Origin of the sequence: Oscillibacter sp. (assembly GCF_031978065.1) — a bacterium.
In the GTDB taxonomy this organism is placed as follows: Bacteria; Bacillota; Clostridia; order Oscillospirales; family Oscillospiraceae; genus Oscillibacter.
The window spans coordinates 16,482-32,807 of sequence record NZ_DALZCH010000010.1 but is presented as its reverse complement, the minus strand read 5'-3'; the positions used below and the strand labels follow the sequence as shown (position 1 = coordinate 32,807).

Sequence of the window (16,326 nt, the reverse complement as noted above, 5' to 3'; positions counted from 1 at the left end):
TTCCGCCGTCCGCCTTGTACATATGAACCCCGGTTCATTTTTTACCCCTATGATGCCCAGCCGCAATGAGGCTGGGGGGCTTTTTATAATTGTTTCAGCCAATTGAGTACGCTGTTAAGGGCGAATCCGGCCTTTTGTCGGCGCTTTTCCGCCGGAGGGCACTTATTTCCTCCGCAGGGCCTTCAGTGCCTGAATCACCAGCATACTGGCAAAGGCCAGCCCCACAATGGTCCAAAGATTTGTGGCCGACAGAACCGCCACGTCAAACAGGGGCTCCAGCACCGGGACCGTCAAGACGCTTGCCAGCAGTGCAGCACCAAACAAAAACGCCAGCAATAGATACCGGTTGTTGAAGAGCTTTTTGGAAAACAGCAAGGGGCGCTGGGACTTGCAGTTGAACCCATGGAACAGGCGGCGCAGGCACAGCGGTGCAAAAGCCATGGTGGTTCCAACAGGCGCTTCACCGGCGCTTAGACCCATGTGGAATGCAACGGAAGTGGCAATGGCGATGACCATGCCCTCCAGCCCCACGTCCGCAAGGAATGCCCGGGTCAAAATCCCCTCGTTTCGGGGACGGGGCTTTTGAAGCATCACGTCCTCGCTTCTGGACTCAAGCCCCAGAGCGATGGCGGGCAGGCTGTCGGTCAACAGATTGATAAACAGCAGATGCACCGCCGCAAAGGGCGCGGGCAGACCCATGAGGGACGCGTACAGCACCGCAAGGATACCCGCCGCGTTGCCCGAAAGCAGGAACTGAATGGCCCGCTTGATGTTGGCATACACGCCCCGTCCGTTTTCCACGGCCCGGACAATGGTGGCGAAGTTGTCGTCCGTCAAAATCATGCCCGCCGCGTCCTTGGCCACCTCCGTGCCGGTGACGCCCATGGCCACGCCGATGTCCGCCTGCTTCAACGCCGGGGCGTCGTTCACGCCGTCGCCGGTCATGGCCACCAAATTTCCCCGCTCCTGCCAGGCCCGGACGATGCGGATTTTATGCTCCGGAGACACCCGAGCGTACACACTGACTTTGGGAACGAAGTCCCGCAGCTCCCCGTCGCTCATGGCGTCTATGGCCGCGCCGTCCACCGCCTCGGTTCCCTCGGTGAGGATGCCAATTTTCTTTGCGATGGCGGCGGCGGTGATGCGGTGGTCCCCGGTGATCATCACCGGGCGGATTCCGGCGGAGATACACTCCGCCACCGCCACGGCGGATTCCGGTCGGGGCGGATCCATCATGGCGATCAGCCCCAGAAAGTCCAGCCCGTTTTCATCAGATAGATTCACCGCCGGGGCATCCAGATTCCGACAGGCAAAGGCCAACACCCGCAGCCCCTCCCGGGAAAACTGCTCGTTGACGGATTCAATTTCGACCCGCTGCTCCGGCGTGAGCAACGAGCGGTCCAGCAAAACATCCGTTGCTCCCTTGGTAATCATCAGCAGTCCGCCGGAAAGACTGTGGACCGTGGACATCAGCTTGCGGTCGGAGTCGAAGGGGATTTCAGTCAGCCGGGGATATTTCTCCCGGACCTCCTCCTCGTCAAAGCGGAACCGCTCGCCAAGGCGCACCAGCGCCGTCTCCGTGGGGTCGCCCACTTCGCCGTTTTCGTTCACCGTGGCGTCGCTGCACAGCAACGCCGCCCGCAGCAGCGGCTCCTGCATCGCATCGGAAAAGTTCGCATCCTCCACCGGGATGATTTTTCCGGCGGTATAAATCTTCTGCACAGTCATCTTGTTCTGGGTCAGAGTACCGGTCTTGTCGGAGCAGATGACCGACACGCTTCCAAGGCCCTCCACCGCCTGCAATTTGCGGATAATGGCATTCTCCCGGGCCATTGTCCGGGTGCCAAAGGAGAGGACAATGGTGACGATGGAACTCAGCGCCTCAGGAATGGCCGCCACCGCCAGTGCCACGGCAAACAAAAACGCGTTCATCACCGGCTCGTGCCGCAAAAACACACTCACCATAAACAGCAGCGCGCACAGAATCAAGATGCCCACGGAGAGTTTTTTCCCAAACTGGTCCAAACTCTCCTGCAAGGGGGTCTTTTTCTCTCCCGCTGCCTTCAAAAGCGCCGCAATGCGGCCCATTTCCGTGTCCATGGCTGCGCCGGTGACAAGAAACCGGCCCCGGCCGTAGGTGATGAAGCTGCCGGAGTAAACCATGTTTTTCCGGTCACCCAGAGGAACGTCCCCCTCGATTTCCGCCGTGTCCTTTTCAACAGGCAGGCTCTCGCCGGTGAGGGCGCTTTCGTCCGCTTTTAAGGCGGCGTACTCCAGCAGCCGCCCGTCAGCGCACACTGCGTCCCCTGCGTCCAGACACACCACGTCGCCCACCACGACTTCGCGCCCCGGAATCTCCCGGATCACGCCGCTTCTCAGTACCTTTGCCGTGGGGGCGGACATTTTTTTAAGACTTTCCAGCGACGACGCGGCCTTCACAGTCTGAACCGTTCCCAGAATCGCGTTCATGGTGATCACCGCCAAAATGACCACCGCGCTCTCCGCATCCTTCAGGGCAATGGACACCGCCGCCGCCGCAATCAAAACAATCACCAGAAAATCCGCGAACTGCTCAAGAAATATCCGCGCCGTGGACTTCCGCGCCTCGGCTAAAAGCTCGTTGGGTCCGTTTTGCTTCAGCCGCAGCGCGGCCTCCTCCTCCGTCAGGCCCTCTTCGCCGCAGCGAAGATCCCGAAACAGCTCCACCCTTGCCTTCTGCCATATTCCCCGTTTTTCCGCCATAATTCTCTTCCTTTCCTGTATCCATAGCGCAAAAAAAGCGAGACTTTTGCGCCAACGCCGAAGCGTTTGCTCAAAAGTCTCGCCATTTCGATCCGAAGCGGGGCAGAAATTCTGCCCGACCTGACGCCAGCGGATGCACATTTCTGTGCCGGCTACTCCCTAATGATTGGACGTATCATATCCGATTTTTCGGCGGCTGTCAAGAAGTATTTCCCGAAACGCCGATAAAAATTCTTGCGGTCCTTAAAGACCCCGCCATTCCTCCGGCCGCAGCAGCGATAGATCCGCCGCCGCCCGGTCAATCGCCGCCAGCATGGCGGCTTTGTCACCGTTCAGCGTCCCACGCAGGGCCAGATAATTGCTGGCGTGGTTCATGCGGAACACGCTGCCGGGGCTGTCCAGTCCCTCCACCAAAAGGCGGGTTTCCCGCAGATCCTCCGCCGGGGTCAGCAGGCGGAAGGAGCCGTCCTGCACCCAGTCGTACAGCGGCGTGCCGGGCTCCACCATCAGCGTCAACATCCCGATGTATTCCGGATTCATGGCGTTGAAGGCGGCGGCGGTTTCCGCCGCGTGCCGCTCCAAAAGCGCCGGGCCGCCAAGGCCCGTGATGGCGGTGACGGACAGGGCAATGCCGTTTCTGCGGACCTTGCGCCCCATCTCCACGATAAAGGCCGCGTCGTGGCCCTTGCGCATCAGCTCCAGCACCGCGTCGCACCCCGACTCAAGGCCCATGTAAACCATGCTTAGTCCCTTTTCCCGCAGAACCTTCAGCTCTTCATCCGAGCGGATATTGATGCTGTCCGGCGAGGCGTAGCTGGTCACGCGGATGCACTCAGGAAAAAGCGCCCGGATGGTGTCCAGAATCGTCTCCAACTCTCCGGCCTTGCGAACCAGCGCGTCCCCGTCGGCCAGAAAAATTTTCTCCACATGGGGGTAAAGCCCGCGGGCCTCCCGAAAGTCCGCCAGAACCTCTTCCAGCGGGCGGACCGCAAAGCGCTTTTCCTTGTACATGCTGCAAAAGGCGCAAGTGTTGTGGCTGCACCCGTAAGTCACCTGAACGATGAGACTCCGGGCCTCGGAGGGCGGGCGGTATACGCTTCCGTAGTAGTTCATTTCAAAATTTTCTCCAATGCGGCAAGTTTCAGCGAGGTGCATAGCACCTCCATGGCGGCCTCCAGCTCCCCCAGTGGCGGCAGGGACGGGGCGATGCGGATGTTGCTGTCCTCCGGGTCGTTTCCATAGGGGAAGGCGGCGCCTGCGCCGGTCATGGCAACCCCTGCGGCTTTACAAAGCTCCAGCGTCCGCCGCGCCGTGCCGGGCATGGCGCTCAGGGAAACGAAATACCCACCCTTGGGGCTGCGCCACGAGGCGATGCCGAGCGGGGCAAGCTCCCGCTCCAGCGCGTCGGTGACGCAGCGGAACTTAGGCCCGAGAACACCGGCGTGGCGGCGCATCAGCGCCAACGTGTTTTCCTTATTCTTTAAATACAGCACATGGCGCTGCTGATTCACCTTGTCAAAGCTGATGGCCTGCACGTCGATCAGCTTCACCATGTACGCCATATTTGCTTCCGAACAGGCAAAGCAGGCAACGCCCGCGCCGGGCAGCGTGATTTTAGAGGTGGAAGCAAACTCAAACACCATGTCCGGGTTTCCGGCCTCTGCGCACAATGACAGGATATCCGAAAACGGAGCAAACGCCCCTTCCAGCTCGTGGACACAGTAGGCATTGTCCCACATCAGCAGGAAATCCAGCGCGGCGGGCTTCAGGGCGGCAATGCGCCGCACGGTTTCCTCAGAATACACAATGCCGTCGGGGTTGGAGTATTTAGGCACGTTCCACATGCCCTTCACCTGCGGGTCCCTCACAGCGGCTTCCACCGCATCCATGTCGGGGCCGTTGTCCGTCATGGGGATGCTCACCAGCTCAAACCCAAAGGACTCGGTGATTTTAAAATGCCGGTCATAGCCCGGGACGGGGCAGAGCCACTTCACCGTCTCCTCACGGCACCAAGGGCGCGGGCTGTGTAAAAGCCCATGGGTATAGGCCTTTGAAACCGTGTCGTACATCAGCTGAAGGCTGGAGTTCCCCCCTGCGAACACCTGCTCTGCCCGGCAGCCCAAAATTTCCGCGAACAGGCGGCGGGCGGCGGGCAAACCTGCTGTCTCTCCGTAGTTCCGGCAGTCAATTCCGTCGGACACATAGTCCTCCGGCCCCTTGAAAACGCCAAGAAGGTCCCCGCTGACCATATCCAATTGAACTTTACCAGGCTTACCCCGGGCCATGTTCAGATTCAACTTCCGGTCCCGGAGCTTTTCAAATTTCTCGCAGACCAGCTCCTGCTCTACCAAAAGCTCCTGCTTGTTTCTGTCGGCATACGCGGCCATATGCGCCATCCTTCCCCGCGCGGAGCGCTCCGCCCGGTTTCTTTATAAGGTTCTGTCAATATCCAGTATACCCGCTTCCCGTGGTTCTGACAATATGGATTTCGCCGGTTTTTGAACGGCCTTCTTGTAATGCGTTTGCAAATCGGCAGGTATTTTCCCTTTTCAGGCTGTGTGCGGTCCGCTCTTGCGCTTTTTTCGCCGCTGTGGTATCTTAGCGGTATGGAAGCTTATACGCTGATTCGCTCCCGTCGGCGGACGCTGGCGCTGGAAATTACAAAGGATTGCAAGCTGCTGGTGCGGGCGCCCCTGCGGTGCTCCGAGGAAACCATCCGGGCTTTTGTGGCCCGGAATGAGAGCTGGATTGCCCGCAGCACGGACAAGGTGCGAAAAAGGGCCGTGGAAGCAGGCCCGCTTCCCACCGAGGAGGAGCTTGCGGCGCTGAAGGCGCTGGCCCGGGCCGTCCTGCCGGGGAAGGTCGCGCAGTACGCCGCCGTCATGGGGCTTTCCCCCACTGGAATTAAAATCACGTCGGCACAAAAGCGGTACGGGAGCTGCAGCGCGAAAAACAGCCTGTGCTTTTCCTGCTACCTGATGCGCTCGCCCGACGCGGCCATTGATGCGGTGGTGGTTCACGAGCTGGCCCACATCCGCCACAAGAACCACGGCCCTCAGTTTTACGCGCTGGTGGAGCGGTACCTGCCAGACTACCGTGCGCGGAAAAAGCTGCTGAAATAGGGCAAAGGGCAGAAGGCATAGCCTCCCGCCCTTCGCCGTATGTTTTCTTATCCCCGGCGTGCCCGCTCATAAAGAGGCTCGCCCCGCTGGAAGTTCTGGGGCAGATAGGTTACGGAGGAAATCCGCTTGCCCGACACCCCGTATTTCGGATGATAGCCAAAAAGGTTCTCATACTCTAAAAGGTCGTCCCGCTCTTCGGCCATGGCCCACAGCAGGGCAGCGGCGGCCCGCGCGTCGTCCACAGCCCGGTGGCTGTTTTGCACCGCGTCCCCCAGCCCATAGGCGGCGATGGCGTCTTTCAGCTTGTGGGGATAATCCCGCCGGTCCTTATAGACCGTGAGCGCATCCAGAAATTTAAGATTCTTCAAGCAGGCCGCACGGCCCTGCTCCCGCAGAAAATAATAAATAAAATTCAGGTCAAACTGCGCGTTGTAGGCCACCAGCAGCGTATTCTCCCGGGTGAGAAGCCGGCTGAATTCCTCCGCCGCGTCCGCTTTTTCCACGCCGTCCCGTTCAAGCTGCTCCGCCGTGATGCCGGTCAGCGATGTAATAAAGGGCGGCAGGGTCTTTCCGCCGGAAAGACGCACCAGCGCGTTGAAGCTGCCGTCCTCCACCCCGTTTGTGACGCTGACGGCTCCGATTTCGATAATCTGCTCTTCCGCAGGGTCAATGCCCGTTGTCTCCGTGTCAAACAGGACCAGATGGGCAAACCGGTCCTCCAATGCGCTGTGTATTCTCATAAATGCTCTCCGTCTCTAACCCGCGCCTCGACGACAGGCTTCTTCTTTTTATAAGTTTGCCGACCAACATGCAAAATTTCCGCAAATTTGTCGATACTAAAAGCGCTTGCTTTTCAGCATTATAGCTTTTTATGGAAAAAAAGGCAATCCCCGCCCGGCTTTCACAGATATCCGCCGCCTTTCCTGTCCTTCATCTAATTTTTACGCGGCGGGGCTTGACATTTTCCAAAATTGTGATATTGTACTCTTGTATTAAATATATGATACAATTTTCAAGAAAGCCTTGACATTTTTCGCCGTTTGTTCTATGCTAACTGTACTAGTACAGATAACACAGTATTCGTCTCCCCCCACTCCGCGTGCTTTGCGCGGAATGCTGACAATTTTCCCCAAGATTGAAGCGTTTTGCCCTTTTTCCACGTTTTATAGAATATCCCGCGGGGCGACACGGTGAGGTCCCGCGTGCCGAATACACGCTTCCGTTATGGAAAGGATGGTTTCTCTTATGAAAGTCCTGATTACCTCCGATTGGTACGCCCCCACCGTCAACGGTGTGGTGACCTCGGTACTGAATCTTCAGCGCGAGCTGGTGGCCCAGGGCCACGAGGTTCGGGTGCTGACCTTATCCGAATCCCGCCATACGCTGGTGCGGGACGGCGTGACCTATGTGGGCGCCATGAGCGCCGGGGTCATCTATCCCGGTGCGCGGTTGCGCACGGCCCTTGCCACCCGGCAGGTCCAGTCCCTGATTCGTTGGCGGCCCGACGTGATTCACACCCAGTGTGAATTTTCCACCTTCCTGCTTGCCCGGAAAATCAGTGACCGCACCGGCGCGCCCATTGTCCATACCTATCACACGGTGTATGAGGACTACACCCACTACTTTTCCCCCAGCCGCGCTTGGGGCCGACGCATGGTTGCCTTCTTCTCCCGGCACGTAGTCACGCAGACAGCCTGCGTCATCGTCCCCACGGAGAAGGTGCGCGGCCTTTTGAAGAGCTACGGCGTCCGCAAGCCGGTGTATGTAATCCCCTCCGGCATTGATCTGCGCCGGTTCTCCGGCCCCGCCGACAAGGATCATCTTTCCCGCATGAAAGCGGAGTTGGGCATCCCCTCCGGCAATTTTGTGCTGACCTATGTGGGCCGCCTAGCCAAGGAAAAGAACGTGGAGGAACTGCTTGGCAGCCTTGCAAGGCTGGAGCGGAAGGACGTTACCCTCCTGGTGGTGGGCGACGGTCCCTATCGCCAGACGCTGGAGGATACCGTCCGTGAGCTGAGTCTTGGAGACCGGGTGATTTTCACGGGAATGGTGAAGCCCGACCGGGTTGCGGACTACTACCGGCTGGGCAATTTGTTTGTCAGCGCCTCCACCAGCGAGACACAGGGACTTACCTATATTGAGGCGCTGGCTTCTGGGCTTCCAGCCCTGTGCCGGAAGGACGCGTGTCTGGACGGCGTAATTGAGGAGGGCGTGAACGGCTGGCAGTTTGAAAACAGCGAGGAATTTCTTCTCCGCCTCCGGGAATTTCTGACGGATGAAGGGCTTCGCGCGTCCATGCGGGCCGCCGCCGCAGACCATATCCAAAAGACCTTTTCGGCGGAGCGCTTTGCCCGCCGTGCGGCCGAGGTTTATGCCGCTGCCAGAGGGGATACGCTGTGGGAAACCACTGCGTAAACAGTGGCGTTTCCTTCCCTGCCGATCTAACCGGCACAACCGCCGCGTGGGCTTGAGAAGCGCTCTTTTGCGCCGTTCTCAGGCCCACGCTTTTTTAATTGCGCAAAGAAGGCCGCACTTTTTGCATGGATTTTAGCACATTCTCCAGTGTAATTGCGGGGAATCTGCTGATATAATAAAGCAAGTAAATTCGGAAGGGGGCGCACCCGATGCAGTTTTGGAAAATGAACGGCGCGGGCAACGATTTTATTGTCCTGAACAATCTGGAGGAAGGCCTGCCGCCCGAGGCATTTTCGGATCTGGCGCGGACGCTGTGCGAGCGGCATCTGTCCGTCGGGGCGGACGGCCTGATGGTGGTAGACGCGCCCACGCAGGGCGGAGACTACAAAATGCGGTTTTACAACGCCGACGGGTCGGTGGGCGAAATGTGCGGAAACGGCGCACGGTGCATCTGCCGGTACGGCTATGAAACCGGTCTTGCCGGGGAAACCCAGACCGTGGAGACCATGGCGGGCATTATTACGGGCAAGCGCATTGACAAGCGGCGCTATCGCATCCGGCTGAATGACCCCTCCACCATCCAATTGGAACACCCCATCGAGGTGGACGGCGTTCGCTATTCCTGCGCTTATGTGGAGCTGGGCAATCCGGGTCTTCCTCATGCCGTGGTTCCCTACCGTGGCCTGCGGGACGCGGATGCAAACGAGCTGCGGGAGCTGGGCCGTGCCATGCGGCATCACCCCTCCTTTCCCAAGGGTGCCAACGTGAATTTCTACGAGCTTACCGGCGAGGACGCGGTTTACGAGCGGACCTTTGAGCGGGGCGTGGAGGACTTTACCTACGCCTGCGGCACGGGCACCGGCTCCGTCGCGGTGGTTCTGACCTTGCAGGGCAAGGTTTCCGGCTCCGGCGTCCGGATAGATATGACCGGTGGGCAGCTCATCGTGGACGTGGAGCGGGAGGGCTCCGGCATCCGGTCCCTGTATTTGACAGGACCTACCAACATTGTTTGCAAGGGCGAAATTACCGATGAGGAGCTTCGCCCCGCAAAATAACGCAGCGCGTTTGAACTCCCCCCATTGTGTGTGAAAGAGAGGATTGAATTTATGAGCAAGAAAAGCTCCCTTTGGAGCAGCTACGGCCTTTTGATCTGCATGGTATGCGGCATTGTGCTGGGCTGCGTCGTGGGCGCCCTGTTCCCCAACGTGAAGGACGCAAACGGCGACGTGATTGCCTCCGGCGCTTCTATCCTGAAGCCCTTGGGCCAGATTTTTATCAACCTGATGTTCTGCATCGTGGTTCCTCTGGTGTTTGCTTCCATCTCCGGCGCGGTGGCCAACATGAAAAGCGCCAAGCGGGCCGGTAAGATCATGGGCACCACCATCGCCACCTTTGTGATCACCGGGGCCATTGCCGCCGTCATCATGATTGTTCTGATGAAGCTGATTCCCCCCGTGCTTGCCCCGTGGCAGAACATTCCCGCCGGAACGGTGGATGAGCAAAAAACCGTGGCGGAGCTGATTGTCAGCTTCCTCACCGCCGAGGACTTTGTAGGCTTGCTGAGCCGCCGGGCCATGCTGCCTCTGATTGTGTTTTCCATCATCTTTGGCTTTGGCGTGAATATGAACGGCGGGCCGGAATCTCTGGTGGGAAAGTTTTTGGAGGACTTGTCCAACGCCATGATGAAGGTGGTCAAGATCATCACCTACTACGCACCCATCGCCTTTTTCGGCTTCTTTGCCGATCTGGTGGCAACCTACGGTTCCGGTATTGCGCATGACTATGGCCGCGCGCTGTTGGTATACTATCCTCTCTGCTTTATCTATGTGTTCACGGCGTTTCCTCCCTTTGCCCGCTTTGGCGGCTGTAAGGGCGCGGTAAAGGTGATGTTCCGCCACATTCTCCGTCCCGCTGTCACCAGCCTTGGCACCTGCTCGTCCGTCGCCACCATCCCCACCAACATGGAAGTGGCGGAGGAAACCGGCATTCCCAAGGATGTCAGCGAGATTGTGGTGCCTCTGGGCGCCACCATGCACATGGACGGCTCCTGCTTCTCCTGCGTGCTGCAAATTGCGTTCCTGTTCGGCGTATTCGGTATTCCGTTCGACGGAGTGGGCACCTTCCTGAAGATTATTCTGGTGGCGGTGTTCTCTTCCGTGGGCATGAGCGGCATCCCCGGCGGCGGCTACATCGGCGAATTTATCATGTGCTCCGTCTTCTTCCCCACCCAGTTGGAGCTGGCCTATCCCATTGCCATCACCATCGGCAATCTGGTGGACCCCCCCGCCACCATGATCAACTCCGCCGGAGACTATGTCATCAGTTATGTTGTGGCCCGCTTTGTGGACGGCAAGGATTGGCTGCAAAAAGCGATTGCTTCCGGAAAGGCCAACTGAGGAAGCCTGCTCCCGGCTCTTGGGCATATCTTTCAGTCTGCCCTTCACTGCGGTGCAGTTGCCGCTTAGCTATGAAAAAACCGGTGCGGCCAGTAGGCCGCGCCGGTTTTTGTCGAAGCTGCAAAGTTGCCCTGCCTCGGCGAGGCAAGCGCTTGCAGGGCTTGTATGCGCCCGCGCGGCCTATCGCACGCGGCTTTTTTCTCCGGCCTGCCCATGGCAGCACTTTATTGCGGCATGTGCAGAATTTCCGGCGCATAAAATGGTTCTGTCTTAAAAGCGCAGCCTTTTTGACTGTTTAAAAATAGGCTCGATTTTACACGAATATGCTGGCTCATTCGGTTAGTATGTGCTATAATGTCGAAGTGTGGCGGCGCAGGCCGCGGCCAATTCCTGCAGTACGGGGAGGCATTGACACAATATGACGCTATGGAACAACCACCTTTTAATAAATGCGGTGATTGCCTGGATTACCGCGCAGGTTTTGAAGGTAATCATCTACGCTCTGGTCAATCGAAAGCTGGACATTCGTCGTCTGGTTGGAGACGGCGGAATGCCCAGCGGCCATTCCGCCACCGTAACGGCTTTGGCCGTTACCGCCGGGCTGGAGTGCGGACTGGACTCGGCGACCTTTGCCGTCTCGGCCATTTTGGCAATCATTGTCATGCACGACGCCATGGGCGTGCGTCTGGAGGCAGGCAAGCACGCCAAGGCCCTCAATGAGCTTTTGGAGCTGGCCAGCAGCGATCTTGAAAACGAAGTTAAGTTGAAGGAATTTGTGGGACACACTCCTCTTCAGGTGGCGTTTGGTTGCCTTTTGGGTTTCGTGCTGGCGGTGATTCTGAGCTGACCTTCAGGAGGGGCGCTGAGTCGAGCAAATGTTTACTTGCCGCGCGCCTTTTCCGCTTTTTGACGTGGCCCAATCGTTTTGGGGCGCAGTCCTAAACATTTGCACGGAGCTTAGACGCTTTTTGTTTATTTGGATATTTACATCAAAGGACGAGGGATTGCCAGCTTGGCGATCCCCCGTCCTTTTTTCATCTCTGCAATAAAGCAAACCCCTTAGGAAAAATCCTCCGCCCTGTCCAGCCAGTCCTTTACCAGAGCGGCAAACGGCTCCGGGCGCTCTATCTGCAAATTGTGGCCTGCCAAATCCAGCAGGGCAAACGCCGCCCGGGGCATATCCTCCAGCAGCTTCCACAAATCCCGATAGCCCACGCAGATGTCCTGCCGACCAGCCAGCAGCAACACGGGCCGATCAAAGCCCAGCGCCCGGACCTGCGCGTCCACATCGAAAGAAAAGGCATAGCTCCGCCGCAGTTCCGCCACAAATCCCCCGGTTGAAAGGCCCAGCCCGGAAGCGATCTCTTTTTCATACCGTTCGTAAACCCGCCGGTTTGCCAACACCGCCAGATTGCAGAACGCCGCCCGCTCCTTCGGCCCCAGTTCTCGGAGAAACTCCTCGTCATAGCGGAGGGCGCCCACCGGAGGCAAATCCCGTTTTTCCGGCTCCGGAACGGTCACCGGGCAGATCAGCAGCAGCCCATCCGTCAGCGGACCAAGCTCCGTGGTCAAAAGGCCCCGGGCAAGATAGCCGCCGTAAGACTCCCCCGCCAGCAAAAACCGCTCTCCTGCCGTCAGCTCGGCCACAAGAACTCGCAAAAGCTCCAAAATATCATCCGAAGATGCCCGCCCCATGGGCGCGTCCGACCGGCCCATGCCAGGCAGATCCACGTAGATGCGTTGGTAGCCGGGCCGATGTTCAAACACCGGCTCCATGCACCCCGCCATCAATCGGTGGTCGCAGCCAAGACCGTGGAGCAGCACCACCGGCTTCCCCTCACCCACGCTATGGCAGTAAAGCCCAACGCCTTGCACTGTTTTGTGCATCTTCTCCACCCCCGAATGCAGTCAATTCCGCGCTTTTCTATTTTTCCGCTGCGCCCGAGGAGCCTTTACTCCTCCTGCGTCTGGGCCGCCGTGCCGCCCAGGTCCACGTCGCGGCTTCGCCCGGAGGGAGTGGTTCCCGTCTCCGGTCTGCCCAGCCCAAAGTCCCGCTCTACGCTGGCGGTATCCCGCCGGAGCATGGTTTCCATCACCCGGATATCGCTGTCCACGTCCAGAACGTCGGTCTTGTAAAGCTCGTCCAGTTGGTGCTCAAAGCCCGCGACGATGGAATCCATGGTCTGCTCAATCCGCAGCTTGGCTTGACGCAGGTTTTCTCCCTCCACACCCGCCGCGTCAAACTCCGCGTAGGAGTCCAGCAGCTTTTGGGTGGTGGGCAGGTAGTAGTTCATAAACGTGTCGATGCGGCCCTGCTTTTTCGGGTCCGCCTCCACCGCGCGAAAAATACGTGCGGTCACGTCCTCCAGACGGTCAATTTTCTCAGACAAAACAGGGTCGGCAATCCGCTCGTTGGCCCGGCGAATGCTCCGCAGAATGCCGGAATACCCCTCCTCCGCCTCCTTGGGGGGCTGACGAGCAGGGTCCTCCGCCTCCTTTTGGCGGCGGTGGGCCTCCTCCGCCCGGGCACTGCGGAATAAGCAGCCCTGACTTTGGTCTAGATAGGCTTGGGGCCCAAAATAGCCCCGGTCGATCATTTTCTCCAAGTCCTTTTCCACGCGCCGCTTGGACCAGCCAAGCTTTTGGCACAGGCCCTTCAGGGAAACAGCCTCCGCCTCTCCCAGCACTGCGGAATAGCGGGCATAGCGGCGCATTGTCGCGTCCATACTCAGCCCGCCGAGAAACAGGCCAAGGCCGCCCGCCGCGATAGCGGCATACCGCAAAAGCTCCCAGAGGTATCCGCTGTAACCCGCAAACACCATTCCAGCCGGGTCCGACGCGAACAAAATACCAATGCCCATGGCGATAAGGCCAACCATTTTCATGGTCCATGCATTGGACCGCTTCACCGCCGGGGGACGGGTCAGGTTTCTGGCGGCAGCCTCGGCCCGGCCACCAGCGGCATGCCCCTGCGAGTGGGCCTGCTCCATGGAGGGGCGCACAGAGGACGCGGGCGCGGCCCTTTTCCTGCCGCCACCCTTGCCAAACAGCTTGGAAAACAGCAGATACAGCGCCACGGGCCAAACACCTATTGCGAACAGGAAGACGATCAGCGCCCAATGGCCCCAGTCGCTGTCCTGATTTCGTTTCTCGGGGGTCATGGGCGTCACTTCTCTTTCCTCTTCAGCTTTTCTTTGGACCCGTCGGGCCGCAGAAGCACGGTGTTATCCAACTGTCCCTGTAAATTACCCAGTACTGCCCCCACATATTCTTTGTGCAGCGCAGTGCGTTCCGCCGTCTCCTCTTCACTCAGACCCTCGGGCAACTTCGCCTTGCGGGCCAGTTCGTTGATGCGTTCAATTTTTGCTTGTTCCATGCAGTTCCTCCTGTCACTCGCCGGGGATTTCCCGCTCAAAAATCAAGTCAATCGTCTCTATATAGCCTTCTGATCGCTGAAGTCGTGGAATACACCCGGCGTATCGCCAGCCATCGGCCGCTCTGCGGCAAAGTGCTTCCCGGTGGCCCTGAGTCTCAATACCCGCGGCACCAAAGGCTTTGCTTGCAAACCCACCGTCCAACCGGCAGGGCACCGTTTCAAACTCATATTCCAGCATATGCGCGCCTCCTCAAACGGACCGCCGAACCACGATGGACGTTCGGCCCTTTCTGGTCACGCCGCCGATCTCTGCCACCGTAAACCGGCCCACGCCCCGGGCGGAAACGGTATCTCCCTCCGCCAGCAGTCGGTCCGGCTTCGTGCACTCCAGCCAGTTCACCTGAACTCGTCCGCTCTCAATCAGGGAGGCGGCCTTTCCCCGTGCCATTTTAAAGCCCGTGGCCGCAATCGCGTCCAGCCGAAGGCTCATCACCGTGTCCCAGACCTCCTCAAAGCGCTCCTCCGGCACGGACAGCTCCTCCGCCGAAATGGTGGAGACGCTCAGCTTTGCCCGCCCGGCCTGCTCCCAGCTTTGCAGCAAAAAATCCGCCACGCCCTCCAGCACGATTAAATCGCAGGACTCTTTTCCCGCCAGAATGTCCCCGGTCTTCTCCCGGGTCACACCCATGCCCATTAGGCTCCCCAGAAGGTCCCGGTGGCTAAGGTCGTACTCCGGGCGGTATTTCGCCCGCAAGCACCGCAGCGGGCTTTGCTCCGCCGCTGTTTCCGTGTCCATCCAGTCCGGCAGGAACAACAGAATCCGCCGCTCCGCCCCTTCATAGCCGCCCATGGACACATACTCCGTCTCCCCCACGCCCGCAAGGCGTAAAAGCACCTCGGCGGAGACCCGCTCCTGCGGGGATAGAAAATCCGTGGCAGCGGGGATATTGCGGCTTTGGGCCTGTTCCAGCCGGTCCAGCACCCGGGCAAGAATCAGCCGTTCCTCTCCGCTTTTCGCGGCTCTGTCTAAAAGCTTCGTTTTATCCATGGCGCAGCTCCTGTGTGCGGTAAAGCTGGGCATACGCGCCGTTTTTTGCCAGCAGCTCCGCGTGGGGGCCCTGTTCCACAATTTCGCCGTTCTCCACCACCAGAATCCGGTCCGCCTTTTGGACGGTGGAAAGCCGGTGGGCAATCATCAGCGTGGTGCGATTCTTGGCAAGCCGCTCGAAGGTGGCCTGAATTTTCGCCTCGGTCACGCTGTCAAGCGCGGAGGTTGCCTCATCCAGAATCAGCACCGGCGGGTCCTTCAGGAAAATCCGGGCAATGGAAATGCGCTGCTTCTGCCCGCCGGAGAGCAGGGTTCCCCGCTCGCCCACATAGGTGTCAAACCCATCGGGCAGGGCGCAGATGTCGTCGTAAATCTCCGCTTCCTTCGCGGCTTTGAAAATTTCCTCTTCGGTAGCGTCTGGACGGCCATAGCGGATGTTTTCAAGCACGCTGGCGGCAAACAAGAATACCTCCTGCTGCACCACACCCACGTTGCGGCGCAGGGAGCTTTGCTTCACATGGCGAACATCCTTCCCGTCCAGCCGCACGCTGCCCCCGGATACATCGTAAAACCGGGGAATCAGCTGGCAGAGCGTGGACTTTCCGCCTCCGGAGGGGCCAACCACCGCCACGGTTTCGCCCGGGCGGATGTGGAGGTCAACGTCGTGAAGCACCGGCAGATTGTCCCGATAGGCAAAGCTCACATGGTCCAGATCCACCCGGCCCTCCACCCGGGAAAGATTCTCCGCGTCCGGCGTGTCCTTCAGCGCGGGTTCCTCCCGCATCAGCTCGGCAAAGCGCTTCAGGCCCGCGGACCCATTGGCAAACAGCTCCATAAAGGAGGAGAGCTTCCGGATGGGGCTGACGAAGGTGGTGATATACAGGCTGAAGGTAATCAGGTCGATGGTGTTCATTTGACCCTGCATGATAAGCCAGCCGCCAGCGGCGATCACTGCCGCCTGCAACATGCACAGGAAAAACTCCATGGCGGCGTTAAACCGGCCCATGGCCTTGTGAAACATGCGCTTGGAGGTTTTAAACGTCTCGTTGGATCGGTCGAACTTGCGCAGTTCCGCCGCTTCGTTGGCAAAGGCCTTAGCGGTGCGGATGCCGGACAAGCCCGACTCAATGTCCGTGTTGATGGCCGCGGTCTTCCGCTTCACGGCGTCCGACGCTTCCGCCATGGACCGGCGGAAACTCCACACCACGGCGAAAAACACAGGAAGAA

General features: G+C 59.1%; 15 protein-coding genes and 1 pseudogene. 5 read left to right on the top strand and 11 right to left on the bottom strand.

Going from position 1 to position 16,326, the window contains the following annotated elements; translation table 11 throughout:
* Nucleotides 1-162 precede the first annotated feature (162 nt).
* From RTK01_RS02870 to RTK01_RS02860, 3 genes are all read right to left on the bottom strand, one after another.
* Nucleotides 163-2,742, bottom strand: a complete 2,580-nt coding sequence (locus RTK01_RS02870) for a cation-translocating P-type ATPase (protein WP_312279532.1) — start codon at nucleotides 2,740-2,742, stop codon at nucleotides 163-165.
* Between the two features lie 243 nt (nucleotides 2,743-2,985).
* Nucleotides 2,986-3,855, bottom strand: coding sequence for a radical SAM protein (locus tag RTK01_RS02865; RefSeq protein WP_312279531.1), 870 nt, complete (start codon nucleotides 3,853-3,855; stop codon nucleotides 2,986-2,988).
* Nucleotides 3,852-5,129, bottom strand: coding sequence for an aminotransferase class I/II-fold pyridoxal phosphate-dependent enzyme (locus RTK01_RS02860; protein WP_312279530.1), 1,278 nt, complete (start codon nucleotides 5,127-5,129; stop codon nucleotides 3,852-3,854). The genes RTK01_RS02865 and RTK01_RS02860 overlap by 4 nt, the downstream gene beginning before the upstream one ends.
* 219 nt (nucleotides 5,130-5,348) lie before the next feature.
* On the opposite strand from RTK01_RS02860, the gene RTK01_RS02855 reads away from it, so the two are divergent.
* Nucleotides 5,349-5,864, top strand: a complete 516-nt coding sequence (locus RTK01_RS02855; RefSeq protein ID WP_312279529.1) for a M48 family metallopeptidase — start codon at nucleotides 5,349-5,351, stop codon at nucleotides 5,862-5,864.
* A 47-nt stretch (nucleotides 5,865-5,911) separates the two neighbouring features.
* Here RTK01_RS02855 and RTK01_RS02850 read toward each other — a convergent pair whose 3' ends face one another.
* Nucleotides 5,912-6,604 (bottom strand): 3'-5' exonuclease, encoded by a 693-nt coding sequence (locus tag RTK01_RS02850; RefSeq protein ID WP_312279528.1) that lies wholly within the window; start codon nucleotides 6,602-6,604, stop codon nucleotides 5,912-5,914.
* Between the two features lie 505 nt (nucleotides 6,605-7,109).
* On the opposite strand from RTK01_RS02850, the gene RTK01_RS02845 reads away from it, so the two are divergent.
* From RTK01_RS02845 to RTK01_RS02830, 4 genes are all read left to right on the top strand, one after another.
* Nucleotides 7,110-8,279: a glycosyltransferase family 4 protein gene (locus tag RTK01_RS02845; protein WP_312279527.1), complete on the top strand. Its 1,170-nt coding sequence runs from the start codon at nucleotides 7,110-7,112 to the stop codon at nucleotides 8,277-8,279.
* A 209-nt stretch (nucleotides 8,280-8,488) separates the two neighbouring features.
* Nucleotides 8,489-9,334 (top strand): diaminopimelate epimerase, encoded by an 846-nt coding sequence (gene dapF / locus RTK01_RS02840; protein WP_312279526.1) that lies wholly within the window; start codon nucleotides 8,489-8,491, stop codon nucleotides 9,332-9,334.
* A 51-nt stretch (nucleotides 9,335-9,385) separates the two neighbouring features.
* Nucleotides 9,386-10,675 (top strand): dicarboxylate/amino acid:cation symporter, encoded by a 1,290-nt coding sequence (locus RTK01_RS02835; protein WP_312279525.1) that lies wholly within the window; start codon nucleotides 9,386-9,388, stop codon nucleotides 10,673-10,675.
* A gap of 418 nt (nucleotides 10,676-11,093) precedes the next feature.
* Complete coding sequence (locus RTK01_RS02830) at nucleotides 11,094-11,522, top strand: divergent PAP2 family protein (protein WP_293008032.1); 429 nt, start codon at nucleotides 11,094-11,096, stop codon at nucleotides 11,520-11,522.
* A 212-nt stretch (nucleotides 11,523-11,734) separates the two neighbouring features.
* On the opposite strand, the gene RTK01_RS02825 is transcribed toward RTK01_RS02830, so the two are convergent.
* The 7 genes and pseudogenes from RTK01_RS02825 to RTK01_RS16810 all read right to left on the bottom strand — a co-directional run.
* Nucleotides 11,735-12,562, bottom strand: coding sequence for an alpha/beta hydrolase (locus RTK01_RS02825; RefSeq protein ID WP_312279524.1), 828 nt, complete (start codon nucleotides 12,560-12,562; stop codon nucleotides 11,735-11,737).
* A 65-nt stretch (nucleotides 12,563-12,627) separates the two neighbouring features.
* The gene (locus RTK01_RS02820) at nucleotides 12,628-13,836 is read right to left on the bottom strand and encodes a 5-bromo-4-chloroindolyl phosphate hydrolysis family protein (RefSeq protein ID WP_312279549.1); all 1,209 of its coding nucleotides are present in this window, start codon (nucleotides 13,834-13,836) and stop codon (nucleotides 12,628-12,630) included.
* Between the two features lie 5 nt (nucleotides 13,837-13,841).
* Nucleotides 13,842-14,051, bottom strand: coding sequence for a DUF896 domain-containing protein (locus RTK01_RS02815; protein WP_312279523.1), 210 nt, complete (start codon nucleotides 14,049-14,051; stop codon nucleotides 13,842-13,844).
* A gap of 13 nt (nucleotides 14,052-14,064) precedes the next feature.
* Entirely contained in the window at nucleotides 14,065-14,289 is a 225-nt protein-coding gene (locus RTK01_RS02810; RefSeq protein WP_312279522.1) for a DUF4177 domain-containing protein, read from the bottom strand.
* 12 nt (nucleotides 14,290-14,301) lie between these two features.
* Nucleotides 14,302-15,099 carry a YlmH/Sll1252 family protein gene (locus RTK01_RS02805; protein ID WP_312279521.1) on the bottom strand — a complete coding sequence of 266 codons (798 nt, stop codon included), beginning with the start codon at nucleotides 15,097-15,099 and terminating at the stop codon, nucleotides 14,302-14,304.
* The gene (locus RTK01_RS16815) at nucleotides 15,092-15,883 is read right to left on the bottom strand and encodes an ABC transporter ATP-binding protein (protein ID WP_397352212.1); all 792 of its coding nucleotides are present in this window, start codon (nucleotides 15,881-15,883) and stop codon (nucleotides 15,092-15,094) included. The genes RTK01_RS02805 and RTK01_RS16815 overlap by 8 nt, the downstream gene beginning before the upstream one ends.
* Before the next feature lie 84 nt (nucleotides 15,884-15,967).
* Nucleotides 15,968-16,326 (bottom strand): annotated as a pseudogene (locus tag RTK01_RS16810) (ABC transporter transmembrane domain-containing protein); the annotation flags it as partial.